Source organism: Streptomyces sp. NPDC104761 (genome assembly GCF_055583445.1).
In genome coordinates this window covers 545,341-569,756 of the sequence record NZ_JBVJNZ010000002.1, presented here as the reverse complement: position 1 = coordinate 569,756, position 24,416 = coordinate 545,341, and the positions used below count along the sequence as shown (strand labels likewise).

The following is a 24,416-nucleotide window of genomic DNA, read 5'->3' as shown; positions in this document are numbered from 1 at the left end:
CCGCCGGAACGGTTACGGCACCCTCGGGAAGCGGGCCTGGAGCGTCCAGATCGCCGGGTTGTCCGCCAGGCCCTCGTGCAGGTCGGTGAGGTCGGCGAGCAGGTCGTGCAGGAAGTCCCTTGCCTCGCGGCGCAGTTCGGTGTGGGAGAAGGTCAGGGGCGGCTCCTCGGCGGGCATCCAGTCCGCCTCGATGTCCACCCAGCCGAAGCGGCGCTCGAAGAGCATGCGGTCGGTGGACTCGGTGAAGTCGAGTTCCGCGTGCTGGGGCCGGGCGGCCCGGGACCCCGCCGGGTCCCTGTCCAGCCGCTCCACGATGTCGCACAGCGCCCACGCGAAGTCCAGCACCGGCACCCATCCCCAGGCTGTGGACAGTTCCCGGTCCGCCTTGGTGTCGGCGAGGTAGACGTCCCCGCAGAACAGGTCGTGGCGCAGTGCGTGGACGTCCACGCGGCGGTAGTCCGTCTGTGGCGGGTCGGGAAAGCGGTTGGAAAGGGCATAGCCGATGTCGAGCACGTGCCGATGGTGTCACGACGCCAGGCCTTCCGCCGCGGCGGTCCGGTTCGGCGGTGCCGGGCTGCCGGTGCCCGTCGTTGGTCCGGCGGTCGGGTGCGGGGTGCGGCGCCGTGGGGGCTGGTCGCGCAGTTCCCCGCGCCCCTTCGGGGGCGCTGCCCTCCCTCTTTTCCGCCGCGATGGTGCGGTCCGGCGGTCGGGTGCGGGGTGCGGCGCCGTGGGGGCTGGTCGCGCAGTTCCCCGCGCCCCTTCGGGGCGCGTCTACGGGGCGCGTCTACGGGGTGCGTCTACTGGGGGCTGCTCAGTCGCTTGCGGAGTACGGCGCACGGGCGGCCCCGTTCGCGGTCCGGGCGGTGGGCGGTCACCTCGTAGCCGAGGGCGGTCCAGAAGGCGAGCGCCTTCGGGTTGTTCTCCAGTACGGCGAGGCGCACGGCGTCCCGGCCCGCCGCCCGGAACCGTTCCTCGACGCGTTCCGCGATCCGCCGCCCGTATCCCGCCCCCTGCGCCTCCGCGGCCACCATCAGCAGCCCGATCCACGGGTCCGGGTCGGCCGGGTCGGGGTGCCGGTCCAGCGTGACGACCACTCCGATCAGCCGCCCCTCCGCCCGCGCGAGCAGCACCTCCGCGTCCGGGTTCGCCAGCTCGTCGGCCAGCGCGGCGGCCACCTGCTCGGGCCGGATGCCGTCCGGGTCCGGGAAGTCACCGCTGAGCGCGTGGAACTCCCGGTGGGAGGCGTACAGGGCGGTGAGCTCGGTGAGCACCGGGCCTGGGATGTCGTGGTCGGGGGTGAGGGAGACGGGGGCGAGGATCATGCGGGCAACCTGTCCGGCCCTACTCACCCGGAGGCGGGTAGCGGGGCAGGCCGTCCGTCGCGATGGTCCAGTCGCCGATGGTCACGTCCTCGCCGTAGACGAAGTCCTTGCGGGTCGCGTAGCGCGGTCCGTCGGGGGTGGGGTGGATGTCGGTGAGGACGGCGCCGGTGCCGGTGCGGGGGTCGAAGACCGCGTAGACCGGGATGCCGATCAGGGGGTAGTCGCGCATCTTGGCGACCCAGTCGCTCTCAGGGTTGGAGCGGGAGACGACCTCGATGGCGGCGATGAGGGTGTGCGGGTCGATGGAGCCCTCGACATTCAGGTCGTCCCACGCGATCACCATCACATCGGGGTGACGCATGATCCCTTCTGGCGCGTCCTCCACGTCCGGTGTGCCGTTGTGTGCCAGCAGTTCGTCCGGCATGATCCGCTCCAGACGGCGGCTGATGTGCGCTGCCGTGACCTCGTGGGGTCCCCCCGGAGACATCATGTCGTGGACGATTCCTTCCTTGGTGATCTCGAATTTGCCGGGCAATGTGTCGTCCATGGACTGAACGAGTTCTCGCATGGCTCGGTAGACGTGGGAGGCGCCCTGTCGAGCGTCGTCCGGTGCGATGGTCATGGCGCTCGCTCCTCGTCGTCTGTGCCCAGGGGCAAGGATCGTCGCCTTCATGCTAGGTCTCCTCCGGAAGATCGGTTCGGCAGTCGCGGCAGAGGCTGGGTGTCGGGGCGCGGAAGCCCCGGTCGCAGCTGTCGCAGTTGTGGATCCGGGTGGGCACGGCCGGTGGCGGAGCCGGTGCGCGGAAGGGCGGCGGCGCGGGCAACCGGTCCGCCAGGCGGTGGGCCAGAAGGGCGGCGGGTCTGTGGAGCGGCTCGGCCGGCAGGTCTGCGGTCAGGGCGTGCCGTACGGCGCTGGGGGCGATGTCGCGCTCCAGCCAGGCGGCGACGCCCGGGGCCAGATGGTCGGCTTCGGCGGCCGACAGCAGCAGTCGGGAGTCGTGGCGGCGGAGGTCCGCGAGCAGGTCCAGGGCCTTCTGGAGGAGCGCGGGGGAGGGGCAGGCCGGACGCGGCACGGGCGGGAGGGCCTTGCGGGCGGGCTTCTGGGGTGCCTTCGGCCGAGCCGGCGTTTCGGGCTGACGGGCGCGGCTGCGGTGGCCGGGCTGGTTGCAGGAGACCGTGCGGGTGATGATCCGGCCGTCGGGGACCCGCTCCCGCGAGCGCCGCAGATAGCCCTCGGCCTCCAGTTCCCGCAGGGCCGCGCCGATACGGTCCCTGCCCTCCGGGAACCGGACCGCCAGGCTCTTGATGTCGACCCGGGCGCCGTTGGGGAGCGACTGGATGTGCACGCCGAGGCCGATGGCCAGCGCCGAGAGGGTGGGGTGCTGGGCGAGGTGGTTGCCGATCACCACGAAGTGGGAGGTGTGGCGGACGTTGTCGTGCATGAGGCCGCCGGACCCCCGGTTCGGGTGCTTCCTGGCGACAACACGGGACTCGGCGCACGAGGGCGCGCTAGGGTTTTTCGTATCCATCGGGAAGGTACTGCTTCCTTGGTGGTCAGGCCCTCGCACTGGGATTGCCGTCCCGGCGGGGGCCGAAGTCTTTCTGCGGTTGTCGCGCTGAGCGTAGGGCACGCAAACCGTCCCAAATCCAGCCCACTTGGGCATATTCACTCGCGGGAGTGACGCTGCGCGACGGGCGGGAGGGGTGGGGCTTGGTGGGGTTCCTTCTCCCCGTTTCGTTCCTTTGGCGGTGACGTCCCCCGCGGCCGTGGCCCGCGCTCCCGGGCTACGGCGACACACCGATCTCCGCCCACACCGTCTTGCGCGGCGACAGCCCCGGTGCCACCCACACTTGCCGGCGAGCGTCGCCACGAGGACCGGGCCCCGGCCCGACTCGGCGTCCGGCGCGAGGGGTTGGGTGCGCGGCAGCCGGTCACCGCGGGTGTCCGTGACCTCGATCCGCAGCGTGTTCCCCACGACGTAGAGGAAGAGGCCGACGTCGCGCCCCGACACCCGCCCGTGCGTCGCCGCGTACGCCGCCAGCTCCGCCACGATCTGCCTCGCCGGATCCAGCGGCAGCCCTCACGCACGCAGCCGCTCGGCGGGAAGCAGGTGCGCCAGTCGGCGAAAGCCAAGAGCCCCCGGCCGCAACCACACGACCGGGGGCTCCCGTACAGCGCAGCGTCCGTCAGACGTTGACGCCGAAGTCCTGGGCGATGCCGACGAGGCCGGACGCGTAGCCCTGGCCGACCGCGCGGAACTTCCACTCCGCGCCGTTGCGGTACAGCTCGCCGAAGACCATGGCCGTCTCCGTCGCCGCGTCCTCGGAGAGGTCGTAGCGGGCGATCTCGGCGCCGCCGGCCTGGTTGACGATGCGGATGTAGGCGTTGCGGACCTGGCCGAAGTTCTGCGAGCGGGTCTCCGCGTCGTAGATGGAGACCGGGAAGACGATCTTGTCGATGTCGGCGGGGAGGGCGGCCAGGTTGACGTTGATCGCCTCGTCGTCGCCGGCGCCCTCGCCCGTGCGGTTGTCGCCGGTGTGGACGATCGTGTTGTCCGGGGTCTGCTTGTTGTTGAAGAAGACGAAGTGGGCGTCGGAGTACACCTTGCCCTGCGCGTTGACCGCGATGGCGGAGGCGTCCAGGTCGAAGTCCGTGCCGGTGGTGGTGCGGACGTCCCAGCCGAGGCCCACGGTGACGGCGGTCAGGCCCGGAGCCTCCTTGGTGAGTGAGACGTTGCCACCCTTGGAGAGGCTTACAGCCATGGTCGGGAGTCCTTTCCCTCGTTTCGCGTACGGCCGTGCGGCGCGTACGGGCTTGAAGCTACAGCTACCCGTATGAACGCCACGAGGGGTACCGAAGGTTCCACCTCGCTTTACTTTCTTTACCGAACGGGAGGACCGATATTCGCGTGACGTGCGCCGGTCAGGCGCGCGACCATGGGGACATGTCCGGTCCTTACGTCATCCGCGGCTCCGTCTCGCTCCCCGAGGCCGAGCTCAACTGGCGTTTCTCGCGGTCCTCCGGGCCGGGCGGCCAGCACGTCAACACCAGCGACTCGCAGGTGGAGCTCCGCTTCGACCTCGCCAGCACCGAGGCACTGCCGCCGGTGTGGAAGGAGCGGGCGCTGGAGCGGCTGGCGGGGCGGCTCGTCGACGGGGTGATCGTCGTACGGGCGTCCGAGCACCGGTCGCAGTGGCGCAACCGCGAGACCGCCGCCGTCCGCCTCGCCGCACTCCTCGCGGAGGCCACCGCGCCGCCGCCCAAGCCGCGCAGGCCGACCCGGATCCCGCGCGGGATCAACGAGCGCCGGCTGCGGGAGAAGAAGCAGCGCTCGGAGACCAAGCGGGGGCGGACCGGCCGCGACTGGTCCTGACGGTGCCCTGCCGTTGCGCAGCCCGTGGCCCTGTCCCTGCCCGCGGCACCTCTAGAGCTCCAGCAGCCCCACCGGCTGGTCCCCGCTGACCTCGCCGGTCCTCCGGAAGCCCAGCCGCAGGTAGAACTCCTCGGGGCCGTCAGGACCTGCGTGCCAGGTGGTGTACATCTCCTTGCCGCCCCGGCGGCGGATCTCCGCGGCCACCGCCTCGACCGCGAACCGGCCGTAGCCCCTGCCCTGTTCCGCCGCGTCGACGGTGAGGCGCCACAGGCCGGAGCGGAAGAGGCTGCCGTCGGCGCGCCAGTCGATGTCGAGGAAGGCCATCAGGAAGCCGACCGTACGGCCTCCGTCGACGATCAGGCGCGGCCAGGCGACCCCCGCCGGATGGACGTACGCCTCGGCGAGGGACTCGGCGACCGGTTCCACGTTCTGTTCCTGGCCGGGCCGGACGCGAATACGCAGTGCCGCCGTCAGATTTGCGGGCGTCACTTCTTCGAGGCGGGGTGCGGAGGACATCCGCGCACTCTAGAAGGGGCTTTCGGTAACCGCCCACCGAATTCACGAAAACGGACCGCGCGGTTTCATCCCAGCTGCCGGTACCGCCCCCGGAAATACATCAGGGGTCCGCCTTCCGCGCTCGGCAGTTCGGCGGTCAGGACGCGGCCGATGACGAGGGTGTGGTCGCCGGCCGCGACGCGCTGTTCGGTGCGGCACTCCAGGGTCGCGAGGGCGCCCCCGACCAGTGGGGCGCCGCTGGCCCGGCCGCGGACGTACGGGATGTCCTCGAAGAGCAGCCGGTCGCTGATGCGGCCCTTCATCGCGAAGCGGCCGGCGATGTGGCGCTGGCTCTCGGTGAGCACCGAGACCGCCCAGTGCGGCTGCTCGTCCAGGAGGTCGTCCATCCGGGAGCCCTCGCGCAGGCTGACCAGCACCAACGGCGGATCGAGCGACACCGACATGAACGCGGTGGCGGTCATGCCGACGTCCTCGCCGGCCGGCGCCAGCGGGTCGTCCGGGTCCAGCGGCGGCTCCTGCGCGGTCACCAGGACCACGCCGGCGGCGAGCCGGGAGAGGGCGGCCTTGAACGCTTCGTTGCTCACCCCCACAGCATGCCCGGTGGCTTCTGCGGCGGTGGGGGAGGGAGTCTTCAGCACGCCGGAAACGCTAGTGTCGGACCCGGCACGGCCGCATCGGCCATCGGCCCGAGCCGGGTCCTAGGACCAAGGGCGGGGTGCGGTGCGGTGAAAACCCGTAACGTGCATCATGTGCGCACACCCGCAAAGGCTGTGTTCAGTAAGCACACAGGGAAAACGCGGAAACTCCACGCAATTGTTCACGTTCTCCTGTGACTTGAGTCACAAGGGCCGTTAATTGTTGACCCTGTGTACCGGGTGGGCAGCGCGCTGTGATTCAGTGGCGGGGAAAAGTAGGCGCCGAAGCAGACCCTTGATTCGCTGCGAGGTCTCGGGGGGAGGGCGAGCATGGAGACCGAGTCGGAGCCGTACGTCCGTCTTGCGTCCCTGCGACAGCTGCACCAGGTCATGGCCGACATGAACACGGCCCGCAGCCTGGCGGACACACTGCAGACCGTCGCCGACGGCGTGATCACCGCTCTCAACTACGAGATGGCGTGCGTCAACCTCGTACGCCCCGACGGCGACCTCGTGGTCGCCGCCTTCTCCGGCAACTCCGCCGCCGAGTCCCTGATCACAGGCCGGGTCGGCTCCCGCGAGTCCTGGGAGCGGCGGCTGAACATGGGCGAGAACTGGGGCGACCTCGTCTTCATACCGCACACCGAGGGCTGGGTCCTCGACGACGACGACGTCCCGCAGTGGTACACCGACGGCCCCGCGCCGCGCTTCGAGGACGAGTGGCACCCCTCCGACCGGCTCTTCGCCCCGATGTACACGCCCGGCATATCGGGCAGCTCCTGCGGCGAACTGCTCGGCGTGATCTCCGTCGACCGCCCGCGCAACGGCCGCCACCCGGGCGCCTGGGGCCGCGAGGCCCTGCAGATGTACGCCTTCCAGGCCGCGATCGCGATCAGCAACGCCCGGCTGCGGGCCAACATGCAGCGTGCCCTGGTCCGCCTGGAGCGCGAGCAGCAGGCACTGCGGGCCAGCGAGGAGAGCTTCCGGCAGGCATTCGAGTACGCCCCCTCCGGCATGGCGATCGCCGAGATGGGCGGCGACCAGCACGGCCGCATACTGCGCAGCAACGACGCCCTGTGCCGCCTGCTGGGCCGCCCCGCCTCCGCGATGCGCCGCTACTCCTTCTCCGACCTGGTCCACCCCGAGGACATCGGCACCCTGCTCCGCACGTCCGCCGAGGGCGGCCGCGCCGAGCTCCGCCTGGGCCGCCGTGACGGCAGCTACGTGTGGGTCTCGCTCCGCAACTCCGTCGTCGCCGACGCGGCCGACGGCCCCCGCTTCCTCCTCACCCACGTCGAGGACATAGAGGAACGCAAGCGCCGCGAGCTCCAGCTCGCCCACCGCGCCTCCCACGACTCCCTCACCGGCCTCCCGAACTCCGCGGAGCTGCGCTCCCGGCTCTCCTCCCGGCTCTGCCGGCGCGCCGGTCACGCCGGGGAGCTGGAGTCCCTGGACGCGGCCTACGGCCACCCCGCCTACGACGCCAACGGCCACGGCTTCGACTTCGCCGGCACAGTGCAGTCGTACGACGGCGGCTACGACCACCACGTGCACACCGTGGCCCCCGAGGAGGGCCGCGACGACGGTGCCAAGGGGCTCGCGGTGCTCTTCTGCGACCTCGACGGCTTCAAGTCGATCAACGACCGGTTCGGCCACAACGCGGGCGACGCGGTCCTCATCGAGGTCGCCCGCAGGCTCACCCGGGGCGTCCGGGACGGCGACACCGTGGCCCGCCTCGGCGGCGACGAGTTCGTGATCCTCGCCGACGGGCTGGGCAAGGCCGACGCCCAGGACCTGGCCGTACGCCTGCGCAACGAGATCATCCAGCCGATCCGCGCCGAGGGCCGGGCCGTGCGGGTGGGGGCCAGTTTCGGCATCGGATGGGCGCACTGCGGCATGACGGCGGACGAAGTCCTGAAATCCGCCGACGAGCGGATGTACGTAGAGAAACGATCTCGTCCCAAAGCACATCGCCGTGCCGGATGATCCGCAGGTCATCGTGCTGATGCGATTCGAGTCACCCGTTTGGCTCAGTCGGACCGGGTAGGCTCGACTCTCAATACCTGTACCGCATCCGCCCGCACCTGTTGAGGAGTACCAAGGGATGACGCCCGGCGACAACGGCGCGAGCACGCCCGAGGACGACGACCCGTTCGGCTACCTGTACGCCGATGGTCAGGCCAGAGGAGCCCAGCCGCCGTCCGGTGGCGGTGGCTACGGCTACCCGCATCAGGTCAGCAGGGTGCGCTCGGTCGGCGAGCGTACGTACGGCGGCCAGCAGCAGGCACCGCAGTACGGCGGCCAGACCATCCCCCAGCAGCCCGGCGCCGGCTACGGCCAGCAGCCGGCCGCCGCCTACCAGGCCCCGGAGACCTTCCCGGGCGGAGCCCCGACCACCCGTACGCCGATGCCGCCCGCGAGCCGCGGCCGCGGCCCCAACACCAAGGGTCTCCTCATCGGCGCCGTCGCGGTCGTCGCCGCCGTCGTCATAGGCATCAGCGTCGCGATGATGAACGGCAACGGCGACGACAACAAGGCCGGCAGCGGAGCCTCCACCACCCCGACCCAGTCCGAGAGCGCTTCGCCTTCACCGTCGAGCACGAGCTCGGCGTCATCGACGGGCGACATCCCGCCGATCGACGCGAAGGCCCTCCGTCTGGACGGCGGCGCCTCGCTCGCCTCGGACGTCAAGGGCGCGAAGGCCGCGGGCGGCATCTACGTGACGAACTTCAACCAGACCGGTGCGGGCGTCACCTGGACGGTCAACGGCATCCCGGCGGACGGCCTCTACACCGTCTTCGCGCACTACAGCGCGACACAGGACGAGAGCATGACGCTCACCATCAACGGCAAGGAGTTCGGCAGCAAGTTCCCGCTGAACAACTACACGGGCCAGAGCGACCCGGCCAACGCCTGGACGACCAGCTACACGTACCCCACCCTCACCAAGGGCACCAACACGATCTCCCTGTCCTGCCAGAGCGGGGACAGCTGCGACATCCTGCTGGACCAGCTGTGGGTGGAGCAGGGCAAGCACACGAACAAGGGCTAGGCGGCCGTCGTCCCACCGGTCACCGTGACCTGGCCGAGCAGCTTCTCGTAGGCCCTCGGGTCGAACTCGCCCGCCGCCGCTGACCGCACCGTCGCCGCCGACAGGGCGACCGCGCGGGTCAGGCGGTCCGGCCAGGGGAGTTGTTCGACGAGGCCGGAGAGCAGGCCGGCGACCACCGAGTCGCCGGCGCCGGTCGGGTTGCCGTGTTCGCGGGTGGGCGGGGTGGCGCGCCAGCGGCCCTCCGGGGTGAGGGCCAGCAGGCCCTGTGCGCCCAGGGAGGCGACCACCGTCCGGGCGCCCCGGCGACGCGCGTCCTGGGTGGCGCGGGCCGGGTCGTGGGAGCCGGTGAGTTCGGCGAGTTCGTCGGTGTTCGGCTTGACCAGGTCGGGGCGGGCCGCGACCCCGCGCCGCAGCGGCTCACCGCTGGTGTCCAGGAGGACGGGGACGCCGACGGAGCGGGCCGCCTTGATCAGGCCGGCGTACGCGCCCACCGGGACCCCGGGCGGCAGGCTGCCGCACAGTGCCACGGCTGAGGCGTCGGTGAGCAGTTCCTCGTAGCGGTCGAGGAACACGCCCCATTCGGCGGGCGCTATCTGCGGGCCGGGTTCGTTCAACTGGGTCGTGTCACCCGTCAGTTCGTCCACGACGGCGATGGTGCGGCGGGTCGGGCCGGTGACCGTCAGCAGTGCGTCCCGTATGCCCGGGGTGTCCGCGAGTCGGTCCCGTACCGCCCGGCCGGTGGCCCCGCCCGCGAAGCCGGTCACCGTCGTCTCGTGGCCGAGCGCGGCCAGCACCCGGGCCACGTTGACCCCCTTGCCGCCCGGCCGTTCCGCCACGTCCGAGACGCGGTGCGAGGCGTGCGGGCGCAGGGCGCCGACCCGGTAGGTGATGTCGAGAGCGGTGTTCAGGGTGACGGTGAGAATCACCGGGCGACCTCCCTCGTGCATGCCCGTGCCATCGGTGGGGGCACGATCATGCCAAAGAGACGGCGACCGGCCTAGGTCGCCGTCTCCCAAGAGAGGGCCGCAGTCAGGCCAGTTCGGGTGCGACCACCCACGTACCCTGCCGCATCACGCCCTTCAGCGTGAAGTCCGCGTCCAGGACGAGCAGGTCGGCGTCCTTGCCGGGCTCCAGCGAGCCGACCCGGTCGTAGAGGCCCAGCAGCCGCGCCGGGTTGGCGGACAGGGCGGCGACGGCGTGCTCGACGGGCAGCCTGTCGACGGTCACCGCCCGTCGCAGCGCGCGGTCCAGCGTCAGCGTGGAGCCGGCGATGGCACCGCCGTCCACCAGGCGGGCCACCCCGTCGGTGACGTCGACCTCCAGGGGGCCGAGGAGGAAGCGGCCGTCACCGCTGCCGGCCGCGTCCATCGCGTCCGTGATGAACGCGACCCGGTCCGGCCCCGCGTGGTGGAAGGCCAGCTGGAGCGCGGCGGGGTGCAGGTGGGTGCCGTCGTTGATCAGCTCCACCGTCACCCGCTCGTCCTCCAGGAGGGCGGCGATCGGACCGGGCGCGCGGTGGCCGATCTGCGGCATCGCGTTGTACAGGTGGGTGGCGACCGTGGCGCCCGCGTCGATCGCCGCCACCGTCTGCTCGTACGTCGCGTCCGTGTGGCCGACGGCGGCGATCACGCCGTGCTCCGTGAGCAGCCGTACCGACTCGATGCCGCCGGGGAGTTCGGTGGCGAGCGTGACCATCTTCGCGTGCCCGCGCGCCGCGTCGAGCAGCTTGCGGACCTCCGCCGGGTCCGGGTGCCGCAGCAGCGCCTCGGAGTGGGCGCCCTTGCGGCACGGGGAGATGAAGGGGCCCTCGAAGTGGATGCCGGCGATGTCGCCCTGCTCGGCGAGCTCGGAGAGGAGACCGGCCTGGCGGGCCAGGACGTCCATGTCGTCGGTGACGGTGGAGACCACGAGCGTGGTGGTGCCGTGCGCGCGGTGCGTGCGGACGCCGGTGAGGACCTGCTCGGCGGTGCCAGAGCTGAAGGAGGCTCCGCCGCCGCCGTGGTTGTGGATGTCGACGAAGCCGGGCAGGAGCCAGTGGCCGGTGAGGTCGATGACGTGGGCGTTCTCGGAAGGGGTGGCGCTGATCCGGGTGCCCTCGACCGCGAGTCGGGCATCTTCGACTACTCCGGTGGGGAGGACTGCCCGGGCGCCGGAGAGGACCAGTCCGTGGTCTGCGGGCTGCGGGTCCGTGGGGGCTGGTCGCGCAGTTCCCCGCGCCCCTGCAGGGGCGCTGTAGTGCGGCTCTTTCGCAGCCATCAGGGGGTTACCTCCGCAGTAGTCGTCGTCTTCAACAAGTCCTGGGCCAGCAGGCCCGCGCCCAGGCAGCCGGCCGTGTCCCCGAGCTCGGCCGGGACGATCGTCGGCAGTTTCTGGAACGTCACCCGGCGCTCCACCGCCTCCCGCAGCGGGTCGAACAGGACGCTCCCCGCCTCCGCCAGGCCACCGCCGACGATGAGGACCCGGGGGTCGAGGAGGGTGAGGGCCGTGACCAGGCCGTCGGCCAGGGCGGCCACCGCGTCGCCCCACACCCGGACGGCGTTCGGGTCGCCGGACGTGACCGCCTTGGCGCAGTCCGCCGCGTCCGCGTCCGGGGCCCCGGTGGCCTTCGCCCACGCCTCGCTCACCGCGGCCGCCGACGCGTACCGCTCCAGGCAGCCGCGCTGCCCGCACGGACACGGGGCACCCTGCGGCCGTACGACGACATGGCCGATCTCGCCCGCGAAGCCGTGCGCGCCCGGCTCCACCCGGCCGTCCAGGCCGAAGCCCCCGGCGATCCCGGTGCCGAGGGCCACGAAGAAGTAGCGGTCCGCGCCCCGGCCCGCGCCGAGCCTGCCCTCGGCCAGGCCGCCGGTGCGCACGTCGTGGCCGAGGGCGACCGGGATGCCGAGGCGGTCGGCGAGGAGGGTGCGCAGCGGCACGTCGCGCCACCCGAGGTTGGCCGAGTAGACCGCGACTCCGGCCTGCTCGTCCACGATTCCGGGGACCGCGAGGCCGGCCGCGGACGCCGGCTCGCCGAGGTGCTGCGCGCCGTACGCCTGCAGCTCGGCGGCGAAGTCGAGGATGGCGGTGACGACGGCGTCGGGGCCGCGGTCCCGGCCGGTCGCCCGGCGGTCCCGGTGGAGCAGCTCGCCGTCCGGGCCGACCAGCGCGGCCTTCATTCCGGTGCCGCCCACGTCCAGGGCGATGACATGTCTCACGGGAACAGTGTGGCCCGTCGACCCGCAAGAGGTCTAGTCCACTTACGTGGTGTAGACCTTATAGGTCAGACATGTTGAACGACGAGACAGTTGGACAGGGGCAGTAGACGTGCGGCGGCGTAGGGCAGGAATGATCGCGGTGGTGTCCGCAACGGGCATGACGGCGGTCCTCGGTGGGTGCGGGACGACGGGATCCTCGGACGTCACCCTCAGACTCGTCGCCGCCGACTACGGGGACTCCGCCGCCAACAGCTCCCAGAAGTACTGGGACAAGCTGGCCAGGGCGTACGAGGCCCAGCACTCCGGCGTGAAGGTCGACGTCACCGTCTACTCGTGGAACGACGTCGACCGCAAGGTCAAGGACATGGTCGACGCCGGCAACGCCCCCGACCTGGCGCAGATCGGCGCGTACGCCGACTACGCGGCCGCCGGCAAGCTGTACGAGGCCGGCGACCTGCTCTCCATCCCAGTCCAGGCCGACTTCCCCTCCCAGCTCGCCGAGGCGGGCCAGTGGAACCACGCGCAGTACGGCATACCCTTCGCCGCCTCCACGCGCGTCCTCTTCTACAACAAGACCCTCTTCTCCCAGGCCGGCATCACCACCCCGCCCACCACCTGGGACGAGCTCGAAGCCGACGCGAAGGCGCTCAAGGCGGACGGCGTGAAGTACCCGTACGCGCTGCCGCTCGGCCCCGAGGAGGCGCAGGCGGAGACCATGCAGTGGCTGCTCAGCGGCGGCAGCGGCTACACCGACGACACCGGCACGTACACGATCGACTCCTCGCAGAACATCGACACCCTCACCTGGCTCAAGGACGACCTCGTCGGAAAGGGCCTGACGGGTCCGGTCGCCCCCGGCAAGCTGAACCGCGCGACCGCGTTCGCCGCCTTCGCCGACGGCCAGGTCGGCATGCTCAACGGCCACCCCACGCTGATCAAGCAGGCCGAGAAGAAGGGCGTCAAGTTCGGCACGGTCCCGATGCCGGCCCGCGCCGGGCAGAGCACCAGCACCGCGTCCCTGGGCGTCGCCGACTGGATGGCGGCGTTCAAGCAGAACGGCCACGCCGAGCAGGTCGGCGACTTCCTGAACTACGTCTACAGCGAGAAGAACGTCCTCGCCTTCTCCCGCGAGTACGGCCTGCTGCCCGTCACCACGTCAGCCTCCCAGGCGATGACCGACTCCACCCGGCCCGAGGACAAGCAGCTGCGCCCCTTCCTGGAGCAGCTGCCCACCTCGCAGCTCTACCCGGCGGGCAAGACCTCCTGGGCCGCGATCAGCGCCGACATAAAGAAGCAGATCGGTGCGGCGGTGAGCCCGACCGGCGACCCCACCGGGGTCCTCACGCGTATCCAGGCCGAGGCGGCGACGGCCGACAGCCGTACGCTCGGGACCCGCTGAGCGTTACGGTTCTCGCCATGGACCGGCACGAACTGGGCGCGCGCGAGCAGGCCATCCTCGCCCTCGAACGCCGGGGCTTTCCCAGCCCCGGCGCGAAGGAACGCGCGATACGCGAGGAACTGGACCTGGCTCCGGTGCGCTACTACCAGCTCCTGAACGCCCTGCTCGACGACGAGGGGGCCCTGGCCCACGACCCGGTGACGGTGAATCGGCTGCGGAGGGTACGGGACGCGCGCCGCTCGGAGCGCTGAGCCGGGAATTCGCGCCCCCGCCGCCCCCACCCGTCCCGTCCTCCAGGGGGCTGCGCCCCCTTCGGCCCCCGTTCGGTGGAGACGGATGTGCGGGCCGGTGGGGGCTGGTCGCGCAGTTCCCCGCGCCCCTCACGGGACGTTGCTCGGATAGTGTCGGCCCATGGGAACCCACATCACGGAACCCCTCCCGACGCCGCGCACCGCCGCCGGGCGTGACGGCCTCGCCGCGCTCCTCGCGCGGCCCGGCTCCGCCCTCGTCGGTCTCGACTTCGACGGGACACTCGCGCCGATCGTCGCCGACCCCGAGCAGGCGCGGGCCCACCCGGACGCCGTGCCGGTGCTGGCCGCGCTCGCCCCGAAGGTGGCCGCCGTCGCCGTCGTCACCGGCCGCCCGGCCGAGGTGGCCGTCCGCTACGGCGGCTTCGCGGACGTACCCGGCCTGGAACACCTCGTCGTCCTCGGCCACTACGGCGCCGAACGCTGGGACGCGGCGACCGGCGAGCTCACCGCCCCGCCCCCGCACCCCGGCATCGCCGCCGTCCGTGCCGAACTCCCCGCCCTCCTCGACCGCGCCGGCGCCTCGCACGGCACCTGGATCGAGGAGAAGGGCCGGGCGATCGCGGTCCACACCCGCCGCGCACCCGACCCCCAGGCCACCTTCGAAACCCTCCGGGCCCCCCTCACCGACCTCGCCACCCAGCACGGCCTGATCGTCGAACCGGGCCGCCTCGTCCTGGAACTCCGTCCCCCGGGCATGGACAAGGGCGTCGCCCTGCGCGAGTACGCACGGCACATCAACGCCGGCGCGATCCTCTACGCCGGCGACGACCTGGGCGACATCCCGGCCTTCGCCGCCGTCGAGAAACTCCGCGAGGAGGGCGTCCCCGGCCTCCTGGTGTGCAGCGGCAGCACCGAGGTGACAGAGCTGGCGGACAGGGCGGACGTGGTGGTGGACGGTCCGGAGGGAGTCGTACGACTGCTGAGAAGCCTGGCCGCGCTGAGCGCTTCATGACGGGTAACGCCCCTACTAGAGCGCCCCGTGAGGGGCGCTGGGGGTCCCCCCGGCCGAAGGCTGGGGGAGGAACTGCGCGACCAGCCCCCACCGGCGCGCAGATCCGTCGCTACCGAACCGACCCGCCCAACGCCTCAAGCTGCTCCAGGAACCAGGCCGCCGGCGGCAGCGCCGTAGCCGCCGCGGCCAGCTTCTTGCAGCGCTCCGCCCGCTCCTCCACCGGCATGGCCAGCGCCAGCGCCAACGCGTCGGCCGTCCCCCCGATGTCGTACGGGTTCACGACCACCGCGTCCTCACCCAGCTCCTCGTACGCCCCGGCCTCCCGCGACAGCACGAGCACGCACCCCTCGTCCGACACCACCGGGATCTCCTTCGCCACCAGGTTCATGCCGTCCCGGATCGGGTTCACCAGCGCCACGTCGGCGAGCCGGTACGCCGCAAGCGACCGTGCGAAGTCGTCCTTGACGTGCAGCACCACCGGCGTCCAACCCGCCGTCCCGTAGGCGGAGTTGATCTCGTCAGCGACCCGCTGGACCTCCGCCGTGTAGTCGCGGTACACGGACAGGTCCTGCCGCGACGGATACGCGAACGCGACGTGCACCACCCGCTCCCGCCACTCGGGATGGTCGTCGAGCAGCTGCCGGTACGCGAGCAGCCCCCGCACGATGTTCTTCGACAGCTCCGTCCGGTCGACCCGGACGATCGTCCTGCGCCCCTCGCCGCCGATCTCCTCCCGCAGCGCCCGCATCCGCTCGTCCACGTCCGGCTCGTGCGACCGCTTCCGCAGGAAGTCCGCGTCGGCACCCAGCCCGTGCACCCCGATCCTGGTGTCCGATGAGGGAATGCCCGGCCCCAGCACCGCATGACAGCAGTCCACGAACGCGTCCGCCCACCGCCGCGTGAGGAACGCCGCGTGGTCGGCGCCCAGGATCCCGCTGAGCAGCTCCGCCGCGATGTCGTCGGGGAGAAGCCGGAAGTAGTCCGGCGGCGCCCAGGGGGTGTGGGAGAAGTGGCCGATGCGCAGGTCCGGCCGGAGCTGCCGCAGCATCCGGGGCGCGAGCGCCAGGTGGTAGTCCTGGATGACCACCACCGCTCCCTGGCCGGCCTCCTCGGCCAGCGCCTGCGCGAAGGCGCGGTTGTAGGCCTGGTAGGACGCCCACTGCCGGCGGAACTCCGCGTCGAAGACCGGTTCCAGCGGGGTCTGGTACAGCATGTGGTGGACGAACCAGAGGACCGAGTTCGCGACGCCGTTGTACGCGTCGGAGAACACGTCGGCGGCGATGTCGAGCATCCGGACCTGCTGCCCGCCGGTGTCCCCGGCCGGCAGCCGGCCGCCCTCGGCCCGCCGTACCGCCTCCCGGTCGCCGTCGCCGAGCGCTGCGCACACCCACACCGCGTTCGCGTCCGGGCCGATCGCCGACAGACCCGAGACCAGCCCGCCGCCGCCTCGTTTGGCGTACAGGGAACCGTCTTCACGTCGTGCGTACGAGACCGGGCCGCGGTTCGAGGCGACCAGCACCTCGGCACCGCCGGTGGAAGCCATGGGGGAAGCCATACGCCACAACCTAGCCCGGCCCGTAAACGCTCAAACGTACGGACGTGCCCGACGCGCCGCCGTATACGGCCGTACGACGAAGTCACGCCACGACGTCACCGACGTCACCGGCGTCACCGGCGTCACGCCACGACGTCACGCCACGACGTCACGCCACCTTGCGCTCCGCGTACTCCGTGATCTCCACCATCGGCGGCCGTTCCTCCGTGTCCACGGAGTACGTCCGCGGCTCGAAGCCGTCCTCGCCCCGCTCGAACTGGGTGAGGGAGGGCCGGATCAGGTGGCCGCGGGCCAGCCGGAGCTGGGCCGTGCGGTAGATCGCGGCGGACATCCGGCCGAGGGCCTGGCCGTCCTGGTGGCGGTGCTTGCGGACGCCGACGTCGACCTGGGCGAGGGCGTCGAGGCCCACCAGGTGCAGGGCGTCGACCAGCATGCCCAGCTCCACGCCGTAGCCGACCGGGAAGGGCAGCTGTTCGAGGAGCGAACGGCGGGCCGCGTACTCGCCGCCGAGCGGCTGGACGAAGCCGGCCAGCTGCGGCCAGTGCATGTTCAGCAGCGGGCGGGCCATCAGCTCGGTGACCCGGCCGCCCTGCCCGGCGGCGCCGCCGAGCGGGCGGTCGTACATCGCCTTGACGAGGTCCACGCCCGGGTCGGTGAGGAGCGGGCCGACGATGCCGGTGACGAAGTCGGAGGAGAACTCCCGCAGGTCGGCGTCGACGAAGCAGACGATGTCCCCGGTGGTGACCAGGAGGGAGCGCCACAGGACCTCGCCCTTGCCGGGGACGGCGGGGATGCGGGGCAGGATCGCGTCGCGGTGCACGACGCGGGCGCCGGCCGCCGCGGCGACGGCCGCCGTGCGGTCGGTGGAGCCGGAGTCGACGACCACGATCTCGTCGACGAGCGGCACCTGCTGCATCAGGTCGTGGCGGATGATCGCGACGATGTCGCCGACGGTCTCCTCCTCGTTGAGCGCGGGCAGCACGACGCTGACCGTCTGCCCGGAGGACCGTTTGGCGGCCATCACCTTGTGCAGCGGACGGTCGGTTACGGACCAGGAGCGGGTGGCCAGCCAGCGCTCGACTTCTTCCAGCACGGTCAGCGGCTCCTCACTGTCACGGTCACACGACGACGTGTGATCCATCTCGCGGTTCGGACGACTCCCTCAACTGTCCTGGCCTTCGGTTACAGTCTTGAACAACGCCGATGACCATCGCATGTCCTGGGGTCACCCGACGTTGACAACCGCATACCGCTCATCCAGAGGGGCAGAGGGAAACGGCCCGTTGAAGCCCCGGCAACCCTCCAGTCGGTACTCGTAGATCACTGTCGATCACCGCGAGGCTCCCGGCTAGGGAAGGTGCCAAATCCGTCTCACGACGAGATGCGTCGTGAGGAAGATGAGGAGAAAGGGCCTCGCCTCACATGGCTGTGCAGACTGTTGCAAGCACCACGGATTCCACCGTAGACCTCGGTCCCGCCGCCGCCCTGAGCTGCCGCGAGTGCGGTCACCGGGTGCCGCTCGGCCCGGTGTTCGCCTGCGAGGAGTGTTTCGGCCCGCTGGAGATCGCCTACGACTTCTCGGCCTACGACACCGAGGAACTCCGCAAGCGGATCGAAGCGGGTCCCGCGAACATCTGGCGCTACGCGCCGCTGCTGCCCGTCCCCGCGGACGTGGCGACCAAGCCGAACATCAACCCCGGCTGGACCAAGCTCGTCAAGGCCGAGAACCTGGCCCGCGAGCTCGGGGTCACCGGCGGCCTGTACGTGAAGGACGACTCCGGCAACCCGACGCACTCCTTCAAGGACCGCGTCGTCGCCCAGGCCGTCGAGGCCGCCCGCGCCTTCGGCTACACCACCCTCTCCTGCTCCTCCACCGGCAACCTGGCCGGCGCGGTCGGTGCCGCGGCCGCCCGGGCCGGCTTCCGCTCCTGCGTGTTCATCCCGCACGACCTGGAGCAGGGCAAGGTCGTCATGGCCGCGATCTACGGCGGCGAGCTCGTCGGCATCGAGGGCAACTACGACGACGTGAACCGCTTCTGCTCCGAGCTGATCGGCGACCCGGCCGGCGAGGGCTGGGGCTTCGTCAACGTCAACCTCCGGCCGTACTACGCGGAGGGCTCCAAGACCCTCGCGTACGAGATCTGCGAGCAGCTCGGCTGGCAGATCCCGGACCAGCTGGTCGTCCCGATCGCCTCGGGCTCGCAGCTCACGAAGATCGACAAGGGGCTGCAGGAGCTGATCAAGCTCGGTCTCGTCGAGGACAAGCCGTACAAGATCTTCGGCGCCCAGGCCGAGGGCTGCTCGCCGGTGTCGGTGGCGTACAAGGAGGGCCACGACGTGGTCCGCCCGCAGAAGCCGAACACCATCGCCAAGTCCCTCGCCATCGGCAACCCGGCCGACGGGCCGTACGTCCTCGACATCGCGCGGCGCACGGGCGGAGCGGTGGAGGACGTCACCGACGAGCAGGTCGTCGACGCCATCAAGCTGCTCGCGCGGACCGAGGGAATCTTCGCGGAAACCGCCGGCGGAGTGACGGTTGGAGTCACCAAAAAGCTCATCGAGAATGGGTTGATTGATCCGGCGAAGTCGGTCGTTGTACTCAACACCGGTGATGGACTGAAGACGCTGGACGCGGTGGCGGGGACCGGGCTCACCGCGACCATTCGCCCGAATCTGGAGTCTTTCCGCGAGGCCGGGCTCGCCTGAGTCCCCCCGAGAAATAGGGCGCCGCCCAGAGGTGCCGCCCGGACCGGAGGTAAAAACGTGAGCGTCACCGTTCGCATCCCCACCATCCTGCGCACCTACACCGGGGGCCAGGCCGAAGTCGCCGCCGAAGGGACCACCCTCGGCGAGGTCATCTCGGACCTGGAGAAGAACCACACCGGTATCTCCGCGCGGGTTCTGGACGACCAGGGCAAGCTGCGCCGGTTCGTCAACGTGTACGTCAACGACGACGACGTGCGCTTCGAGCAGGGCCTGGAGACGGCCACCCCGGACGGCGCCGGCGTCTCCATCATCCCGGCCGTCGCCGGCGGCTGACCTGCGGCCCCGCTTGACAGGCTGATCGAATGACCGAACATTACCTTCGGTAACGCCGATCACCGACTGTTCATCCGATTGCCCCCTCCGTGAGAGAAGCGGAGGGGGCAATTCTGTGTGGTTGAGCGCGGTACAGTTGGGGAACACGGTCCCGATCTCCAGGTCGGGGGCCCCGTATTCGATACCGCGAGCCCGACAAGAAGCAGCCAAAGTGCCCGGGTTATATGCGGCTTTTGTGGTCTTTATGGGGCCCGACTTGCCCTGAATTCGGCCGAATTCTTACCACATTCCGGACCCCTTCCCTCGAGAATTCTCGTCCGATTGACCTGTTGCAGACGGCAGTTGGACAGATACATTCAGCCGCGGTCGACGCGTTCCGGCGCACGCCCCCAACCAATGGGGGGTGAGGTCTGACCCGGATCCGCGAAGTGTGGATCTGTGCAAGGGCCAGTAATAGGGGAGTTAGGCATGGCTCAGGGCACCGTCAAGTGGTTCAACGCGGAGAAGGGGTACGGCTTCATCGCGGTCGACGGTGGTGCGGATGTTTTCGTCCACTACAGCGCGATTCAGATGGACGGCTACCGCACCCTCGAGGAAGGTCAGCGGGTCGATTTCGAGATCTCGCAGGGCCAGAAGGGGCCGCAGGCGGACATGGTCCGGCTGGCGACCAGCTGAAGCACGCGCCGACTGATCAGCGACGTTCTTCTGTACTTGTTCGAAGGGCTCGTGCCTCCCGGGGCACGAGCCCTTCGGCATGTCCCGGCCATGTTCCCGGGCCCCGGTCCTCGAGAGCCGGCTGCGCCCGCCCGTCGCCCGGCCGCCACCCCCCAACGGGCACTCGCTTCGCGAGCGCGCCTTGCACTCTCCTGGGTCGAGTGCTAATCATTGGCGTTAGCACTCTGAAGGTGAGAGTGACAAAGAAGGACCGGGTCGGTGAGGCCCGCGGACCGGGTGGGGCAAGGAACCCACGGGTCGGCGAGCCGTCCGTCGCGGGCGCGGGCGCGGTCCGAAGACTCACCCCCAGTCCTGGAGGGACCACTTCACATGGCCAAGATCATCGCGTTCGACGAGGAGGCGCGGCGCGGCCTTGAGCGCGGTATGAACCAGCTCGCCGACGCCGTCAAGGTCACCCTCGGCCCCAAGGGCCGCAACGTCGTCCTTGAGAAGAAGTGGGGCGCCCCCACGATCACCAACGATGGTGTGTCCATCGCCAAGGAGATCGAGCTGGAGGACCCGTACGAGAAGATCGGCGCCGAGCTGGTCAAGGAAGTCGCCAAGAAGACGGACGACGTCGCCGGCGACGGTACGACCACCGCGACCGTGCTCGCCCAGGCCCTGGTCCGCGAGGGCCTGCGCAACGTGGCCGCCGGTGCCAACCCGATGGCCCTGAAGCGCGGTATCGAGAAGGCCGTCGAGGCCGTCTCCGGTGCCCTGCTGGAGCAGGCGAAGGACGTCGAGACCAAGGAGCAGATCGCCTCCACGGCCTCCATCTCCGCCGCCGACACCCAGATCGGCGAGCTCATCGCCGAGGCCATGGACAAGGTCGGCAAGGAAGGCGTCATCACCGTCGAGGAGTCCCAGACCTTCGGTCTGGAGCTGGAGCTCACCGAGGGTATGCGCTTCGACAAGGGCTACATCTCGGCGTACTTCGCCACCGACATGGAGCGTATGGAGGCCGTCCTCGACGACCCGTACATCCTGATCGCCAACTCCAAGATCTCCTCGGTCAAGGACCTGCTCCCGCTGCTGGAGAAGGTCATGCAGTCGGGCAAGCCGCTGCTGATCATCGCCGAGGACGTCGAGGGCGAGGCCCTGTCGACCCTGGTCGTCAACAAGATCCGCGGCACCTTCAAGTCCGTCGCGGTCAAGGCCCCGGGCTTCGGCGACCGCCGCAAGGCGATGCTGAACGACATCGCCATCCTCACCGGTGGCGAGGTCATCTCCGAGGAGGTCGGTCTCAAGCTCGAGAACACGACCCTCGACCTGCTGGGCCGCGCCCGCAAGGTGGTCATCACCAAGGACGAGACCACCATCGTCGACGGCGCCGGCTCCACCGAGCAGGTCCAGGGCCGGGTCAACCAGATCCGCGCCGAGATCGAGCAGTCCGACTCGGACTACGACCGCGAGAAGCTCCAGGAGCGCCTGGCGAAGCTCGCCGGTGGCGTCGCCGTCATCAAGGCCGGTGCCGCGACCGAGGTCGAGCTCAAGGAGCGCAAGCACCGCATCGAGGACGCCGTGCGCAACGCCAAGGCGGCCGTCGAGGAGGGCATCGTCGCCGGTGGTGGCGTGGCCCTGCTCCAGGCCTCCCAGGTCTTCGAGAAGCTGGAGCTGGAGGGTGACGAGGCGACCGGCGCGCAGGCCGTGAAGCTCGCCCTGGAGGCCCCGCTCAAGCAGATCGCCGTCAACGCCGGCCTCGAGGGTGGCGTCGTGGTGGAGAAGGTCCGCAACCTCACCCCGGGTCACGGCCTGAACGCCGCGACCGGTGAGTACGTCGACCTGGTCGCCGAGGGCATCATCGACCCGGCGAAGGTGACCCGCTCTGCCCTGCAGAACGCCGCCTCCATCGCCGCGCTGTTCCTCACCACCGAGGCCGTCATCGCCGACAAGCCGGAGAAGGCCGCCGCGGCCGCTCCGGGCGGCATGCCGGGCGGTGACATGGACTTCTGAGCCTGACGGCTCGGCAGTTCCGACGCAGCACCGAGGGCGGCACTCCCTGTTCGACAGGGGGTGCCGCCCTTCGGCGTTTCCGCAGCCGGAGAGGGCAGCGCCCCTGACGGGGCGTGCTTTCGGCCCGAATCTGTGTCCTGGGTCACACGACCGTCCGCGCGGGGGCGGGAATGCGTACGACCGGGCAGGCCGTTGTGAACAGACGTGCACTCAATGCGCGTGCACATACCATCCGGTATACGTCCTATTCACGAGGAGCCCCCCACGTGACCGTCACCACGCCCCCCGCCTCCCGCGCGGCCGAGATCCTCTCCCGCCCTGTCGCCCTGAACGGGCTCACGGTCCCCAACCGGATCGTGATGGCGCCGATGACCCGCCAGTTCAGCCCCGGCGGCGTCCCCGGCGAGGACGTGGTCTCGTACTACTCGCGCCGGGCCGCCGCCGGTGTCGGTCTGATCGTCACCGAGGGGACGTACGTCGGTCACGACTCGGCCGGAGGCAGCAGCCGCGTCCCGCGCTTCCACGGTGAGGAGCAGCTGGCGGGCTGGGCCAAGGTCGCCGAGGGGGTGCACGCGGCGGGCGGCACGATCGTCCCGCAGCTGTGGCACATCGGCATGGTCCGCAAGCAGGGCCAGGCACCGGTCGCGGACGCCCCCGCCGTCGGTCCCTCCGGCATCCGCCTGGACGGCACCGAGGGCGAGGGCAAGGCCATGACCTCGCAGGACCTCGACGACGTCATCCGCGCGTTCGCCGAGGCCGCGGCCGCCGCCGAGCGCATCGGCTTCGACGGCGTCGAGCTGCACGGCGCCCACGGCTACCTGCTCGACCAGTTCCTGTGGGCGGGCACCAACCGCCGCACCGACGCCTACGGCGGCGACCCGGTCGCCCGTACGAAGTTCGCCGCGGAGGTCGTGGCCGCCGTACGCGACTCGGTCTCCCCGGAGTTCCCGGTCATCTTCCGCTACTCGCAGTGGAAGTCCGACAACTACGACGCCCGCCTCGCCGAGACCCCCGAGGAGCTGGAGGCGATCCTCACCCCGCTGGCCGCCGCCGGTGTCGACGTCTTCCACGCGTCCACCCGCCGCTACTGGGTCCCCGAGTTCGACGGCTCCGACCTCAACCTGGCCGGCTGGACCAAGAAGCTCACCGGCAGGCCCACCATCACCGTCGGCTCGGTCGGCCTCGACGGCGAGTTCCTGAGGGCCTTCGCGGGCGAGGGCTCCGGGACCAGGGGCATCGACGACCTCCTCGACAGCCTGGAGCGCGAGGAGTACGACATGGTCGCCGTCGGCCGCGCCCTCCTCCAGGACCCCGAGTGGGCGGCCAAGATCCTGACCGGCCGCACGGACGAACTCGCGTCGTACGACGCGGCGTCGCTGAAGACCCTGAGCTGACCCGGCGGTTCGCCCTCGGGTCAGCCGGCGGCCAGCCAGAAGAACCCGAGGGCGAACGCGTAGGGCGCGACGAGCAGGAGGGCGGGCCGCGGCCCGCGGGGGGCGGGTCCGGATCCGGACCCGGCTGGACGCGCGAAGGCGTCGTACGTATAGACGACGGCGCCGGCGCAGCACCCGGCCGCGAACATCGTCCACAGCACTCCGGAGATCCCGCCCCAGTCGCCGACCACGGTGGTCGCGGCCAGCGCCTGTCCGGCGAGGGCCGCACCCGCGCAGGTCCAGAAGACCGGATCGTCCCCCGGCCGCCAGGGCGGTCGCCCCTTGCGCCCCCGCCCGGTGAGCCGGGTGACGAGCGCGTATCCCACCGCGGGCAGCCCCGCGAGCGTCAGCAGGACGGCCCACATGGCGCCGGTGTCCTCGGACATGGACATGGACATGCACATGGACATGGTCACCTCAGGATCGCCATGACCAGGGCGACCACGCCCTGCACCGGCAGGGACGCCACACCGAAGATCAGGGCGCCGTACGAACCGGCGTCCGCATCCGTGCCTCTGTGCCTCGCGAAGACCCAGCCCCCGACGATGGCCAGGAGGGGTATGAGGGCCAGTACGACGTAACCCGCCGCGAACAGCGGGACCACGTCGAGCGCCAGCAGCACCCCCACCGCGGCCCGGACACCCCGCACGTCGCGTGTCTCGGGGCGTCCGAAGCGCATCGCGCCGTAGATCACGGAGTGGACGAGGGCGACGAGGGCGCAGACGAGGAGCGCGCCCGAGGCCTTGTCGGCCAGGGTCGCGAGGAAGTGCCCTCCCATCAGCCCCGCCAGGAGGTCCCCCGGCGCGATCCAGACCGAGATCCCGAGGGTGATCAGGAGCGAGACGCGCAACTGCTTGAGCAGGCCGGTCCTCGGCGCTGGTCCCGGCGCGGGGGTCGGGGGGTTCGTCACGGCTCGGCTCTCCGGTCGGCGGCTGGCTGGTGAGGTGTGGGACGTCAGGATGCT

At 70.9% G+C, this 24,416-nt stretch carries 25 protein-coding genes and 1 riboswitch; of the genes, 11 read left to right on the top strand and 14 right to left on the bottom strand.

The window, feature by feature from the left end:
- Positions 1-12 precede the first annotated feature (12 nt).
- The 5 genes from ACZ63F_RS09100 to ACZ63F_RS09080 form a co-directional block, all read right to left on the bottom strand.
- Positions 13-513, bottom strand: a complete 501-nt coding sequence (locus ACZ63F_RS09100; RefSeq protein WP_469709837.1) for a hypothetical protein — start codon at positions 511-513, stop codon at positions 13-15.
- A 284-nt stretch (positions 514-797) separates the two neighbouring features.
- Complete coding sequence (locus ACZ63F_RS09095; RefSeq protein WP_469709836.1) at positions 798-1,322, bottom strand: GNAT family N-acetyltransferase; 525 nt, start codon at positions 1,320-1,322, stop codon at positions 798-800.
- A gap of 19 nt (positions 1,323-1,341) precedes the next feature.
- Positions 1,342-1,944, bottom strand: a complete 603-nt coding sequence (locus ACZ63F_RS09090; RefSeq protein WP_469709835.1) for a Uma2 family endonuclease — start codon at positions 1,942-1,944, stop codon at positions 1,342-1,344.
- A 52-nt stretch (positions 1,945-1,996) separates the two neighbouring features.
- Entirely contained in the window at positions 1,997-2,851 is an 855-nt protein-coding gene (locus ACZ63F_RS09085; protein WP_469709834.1) for a helix-turn-helix domain-containing protein, read from the bottom strand.
- Positions 2,852-3,509: 658 nt separating this feature from the next.
- Complete coding sequence (locus ACZ63F_RS09080; protein ID WP_093501429.1) at positions 3,510-4,085, bottom strand: TerD family protein; 576 nt, start codon at positions 4,083-4,085, stop codon at positions 3,510-3,512.
- Positions 4,086-4,267: 182 nt separating this feature from the next.
- Here ACZ63F_RS09080 and arfB point away from each other — a divergent pair, with 182 nt between their 5' ends.
- Entirely contained in the window at positions 4,268-4,696 is a 429-nt protein-coding gene (gene arfB / locus ACZ63F_RS09075) for an alternative ribosome rescue aminoacyl-tRNA hydrolase ArfB (protein WP_469709833.1), read from the top strand.
- Between the two features lie 51 nt (positions 4,697-4,747).
- Here the strand turns inward: arfB and ACZ63F_RS09070 are convergent, their stop codons facing one another.
- The gene (locus ACZ63F_RS09070; RefSeq protein WP_469709832.1) at positions 4,748-5,212 is read right to left on the bottom strand and encodes a GNAT family N-acetyltransferase; all 465 of its coding nucleotides are present in this window, start codon (positions 5,210-5,212) and stop codon (positions 4,748-4,750) included.
- A gap of 65 nt (positions 5,213-5,277) precedes the next feature.
- Positions 5,278-5,850: a flavin reductase family protein gene (locus ACZ63F_RS09065; RefSeq protein WP_457695868.1), complete on the bottom strand. Its 573-nt coding sequence runs from the start codon at positions 5,848-5,850 to the stop codon at positions 5,278-5,280.
- A 327-nt stretch (positions 5,851-6,177) separates the two neighbouring features.
- Between ACZ63F_RS09065 and cdgB the strand changes: the two genes are divergently transcribed.
- A complete protein-coding gene (gene cdgB / locus ACZ63F_RS09060; protein ID WP_469709831.1) occupies positions 6,178-7,833 on the top strand; it encodes a diguanylate cyclase CdgB in 1,656 nt (551 codons plus the stop codon).
- Between the two features lie 118 nt (positions 7,834-7,951).
- Complete coding sequence (locus ACZ63F_RS09055; RefSeq protein ID WP_469709830.1) at positions 7,952-8,899, top strand: carbohydrate-binding protein; 948 nt, start codon at positions 7,952-7,954, stop codon at positions 8,897-8,899.
- Here the strand turns inward: ACZ63F_RS09055 and ACZ63F_RS09050 are convergent.
- The 3 genes from ACZ63F_RS09050 to ACZ63F_RS09040 all read right to left on the bottom strand — a co-directional run bounded on the left by ACZ63F_RS09050 (position 8,896) and on the right by ACZ63F_RS09040 (position 12,096).
- Positions 8,896-9,825, bottom strand: a complete 930-nt coding sequence (locus ACZ63F_RS09050) for a 1-phosphofructokinase family hexose kinase (RefSeq protein WP_469709829.1) — start codon at positions 9,823-9,825, stop codon at positions 8,896-8,898. The two genes, ACZ63F_RS09055 and ACZ63F_RS09050, sit on opposite strands and share 4 nt — an antisense overlap.
- A 103-nt stretch (positions 9,826-9,928) precedes the next feature.
- Entirely contained in the window at positions 9,929-11,155 is a 1,227-nt protein-coding gene (gene nagA / locus ACZ63F_RS09045) for an N-acetylglucosamine-6-phosphate deacetylase (protein WP_469709828.1), read from the bottom strand.
- Positions 11,155-12,096 carry an ROK family protein gene (locus ACZ63F_RS09040; RefSeq protein ID WP_469709827.1) on the bottom strand — a complete coding sequence of 314 codons (942 nt, stop codon included), beginning with the start codon at positions 12,094-12,096 and terminating at the stop codon, positions 11,155-11,157. The genes nagA and ACZ63F_RS09040 overlap by 1 nt, the downstream gene beginning before the upstream one ends.
- A gap of 109 nt (positions 12,097-12,205) precedes the next feature.
- Between ACZ63F_RS09040 and ACZ63F_RS09035 the strand changes: the two genes are divergently transcribed.
- The 3 genes from ACZ63F_RS09035 to otsB all read left to right on the top strand — a co-directional run bounded on the left by ACZ63F_RS09035 (position 12,206) and on the right by otsB (position 14,758).
- Positions 12,206-13,495, top strand: a complete 1,290-nt coding sequence (locus ACZ63F_RS09035) for an extracellular solute-binding protein (RefSeq protein WP_469709826.1) — start codon at positions 12,206-12,208, stop codon at positions 13,493-13,495.
- A gap of 17 nt (positions 13,496-13,512) precedes the next feature.
- The gene (locus ACZ63F_RS09030) at positions 13,513-13,746 is read left to right on the top strand and encodes a DUF3263 domain-containing protein (protein WP_093501446.1); all 234 of its coding nucleotides are present in this window, start codon (positions 13,513-13,515) and stop codon (positions 13,744-13,746) included.
- Positions 13,747-13,906: 160 nt separating this feature from the next.
- A complete protein-coding gene (otsB, locus tag ACZ63F_RS09025) occupies positions 13,907-14,758 on the top strand; it encodes a trehalose-phosphatase (protein WP_469709825.1) in 852 nt (283 codons plus the stop codon).
- 109 nt (positions 14,759-14,867) lie between these two features.
- On the opposite strand, the gene ACZ63F_RS09020 is transcribed toward otsB, so the two are convergent.
- Both ACZ63F_RS09020 and ACZ63F_RS09015 read right to left on the bottom strand, forming a co-directional pair.
- A complete protein-coding gene (locus ACZ63F_RS09020) occupies positions 14,868-16,301 on the bottom strand; it encodes an alpha,alpha-trehalose-phosphate synthase (UDP-forming) (RefSeq protein ID WP_469709824.1) in 1,434 nt (477 codons plus the stop codon).
- A 160-nt stretch (positions 16,302-16,461) separates the two neighbouring features.
- The gene (locus ACZ63F_RS09015) at positions 16,462-17,406 is read right to left on the bottom strand and encodes a glucosyl-3-phosphoglycerate synthase (RefSeq protein ID WP_352355926.1); all 945 of its coding nucleotides are present in this window, start codon (positions 17,404-17,406) and stop codon (positions 16,462-16,464) included.
- A gap of 157 nt (positions 17,407-17,563) precedes the next feature.
- Positions 17,564-17,717, top strand: a riboswitch (SAM riboswitch).
- 18 nt (positions 17,718-17,735) lie between these two features.
- Between ACZ63F_RS09015 and thrC the strand changes: the two genes are divergently transcribed.
- The 5 genes from thrC to ACZ63F_RS08990 all read left to right on the top strand — a co-directional run bounded on the left by thrC (position 17,736) and on the right by ACZ63F_RS08990 (position 23,413).
- Positions 17,736-19,019 carry a threonine synthase gene (thrC, locus tag ACZ63F_RS09010; RefSeq protein WP_469709823.1) on the top strand — a complete coding sequence of 428 codons (1,284 nt, stop codon included), beginning with the start codon at positions 17,736-17,738 and terminating at the stop codon, positions 19,017-19,019.
- Between the two features lie 57 nt (positions 19,020-19,076).
- Complete coding sequence (locus ACZ63F_RS09005; protein WP_093501456.1) at positions 19,077-19,352, top strand: MoaD/ThiS family protein; 276 nt, start codon at positions 19,077-19,079, stop codon at positions 19,350-19,352.
- Positions 19,353-19,820: 468 nt separating this feature from the next.
- The gene (locus ACZ63F_RS09000; protein WP_019057200.1) at positions 19,821-20,027 is read left to right on the top strand and encodes a cold-shock protein; all 207 of its coding nucleotides are present in this window, start codon (positions 19,821-19,823) and stop codon (positions 20,025-20,027) included.
- Between the two features lie 369 nt (positions 20,028-20,396).
- Entirely contained in the window at positions 20,397-22,019 is a 1,623-nt protein-coding gene (gene groL, locus ACZ63F_RS08995; protein WP_093501458.1) for a chaperonin GroEL, read from the top strand.
- A gap of 266 nt (positions 22,020-22,285) precedes the next feature.
- The gene (locus ACZ63F_RS08990) at positions 22,286-23,413 is read left to right on the top strand and encodes an NADH:flavin oxidoreductase (RefSeq protein ID WP_469709822.1); all 1,128 of its coding nucleotides are present in this window, start codon (positions 22,286-22,288) and stop codon (positions 23,411-23,413) included.
- Between the two features lie 20 nt (positions 23,414-23,433).
- On the opposite strand, the gene ACZ63F_RS08985 is transcribed toward ACZ63F_RS08990, so the two are convergent.
- Positions 23,434-23,850 carry a hypothetical protein gene (locus tag ACZ63F_RS08985; protein ID WP_469709821.1) on the bottom strand — a complete coding sequence of 139 codons (417 nt, stop codon included), beginning with the start codon at positions 23,848-23,850 and terminating at the stop codon, positions 23,434-23,436.
- Between the two features lie 14 nt (positions 23,851-23,864).
- Positions 23,865-24,362, bottom strand: coding sequence for a hypothetical protein (locus ACZ63F_RS08980; RefSeq protein ID WP_469709820.1), 498 nt, complete (start codon positions 24,360-24,362; stop codon positions 23,865-23,867).
- Between the last annotated feature and the right edge of the window lie 54 nt (positions 24,363-24,416).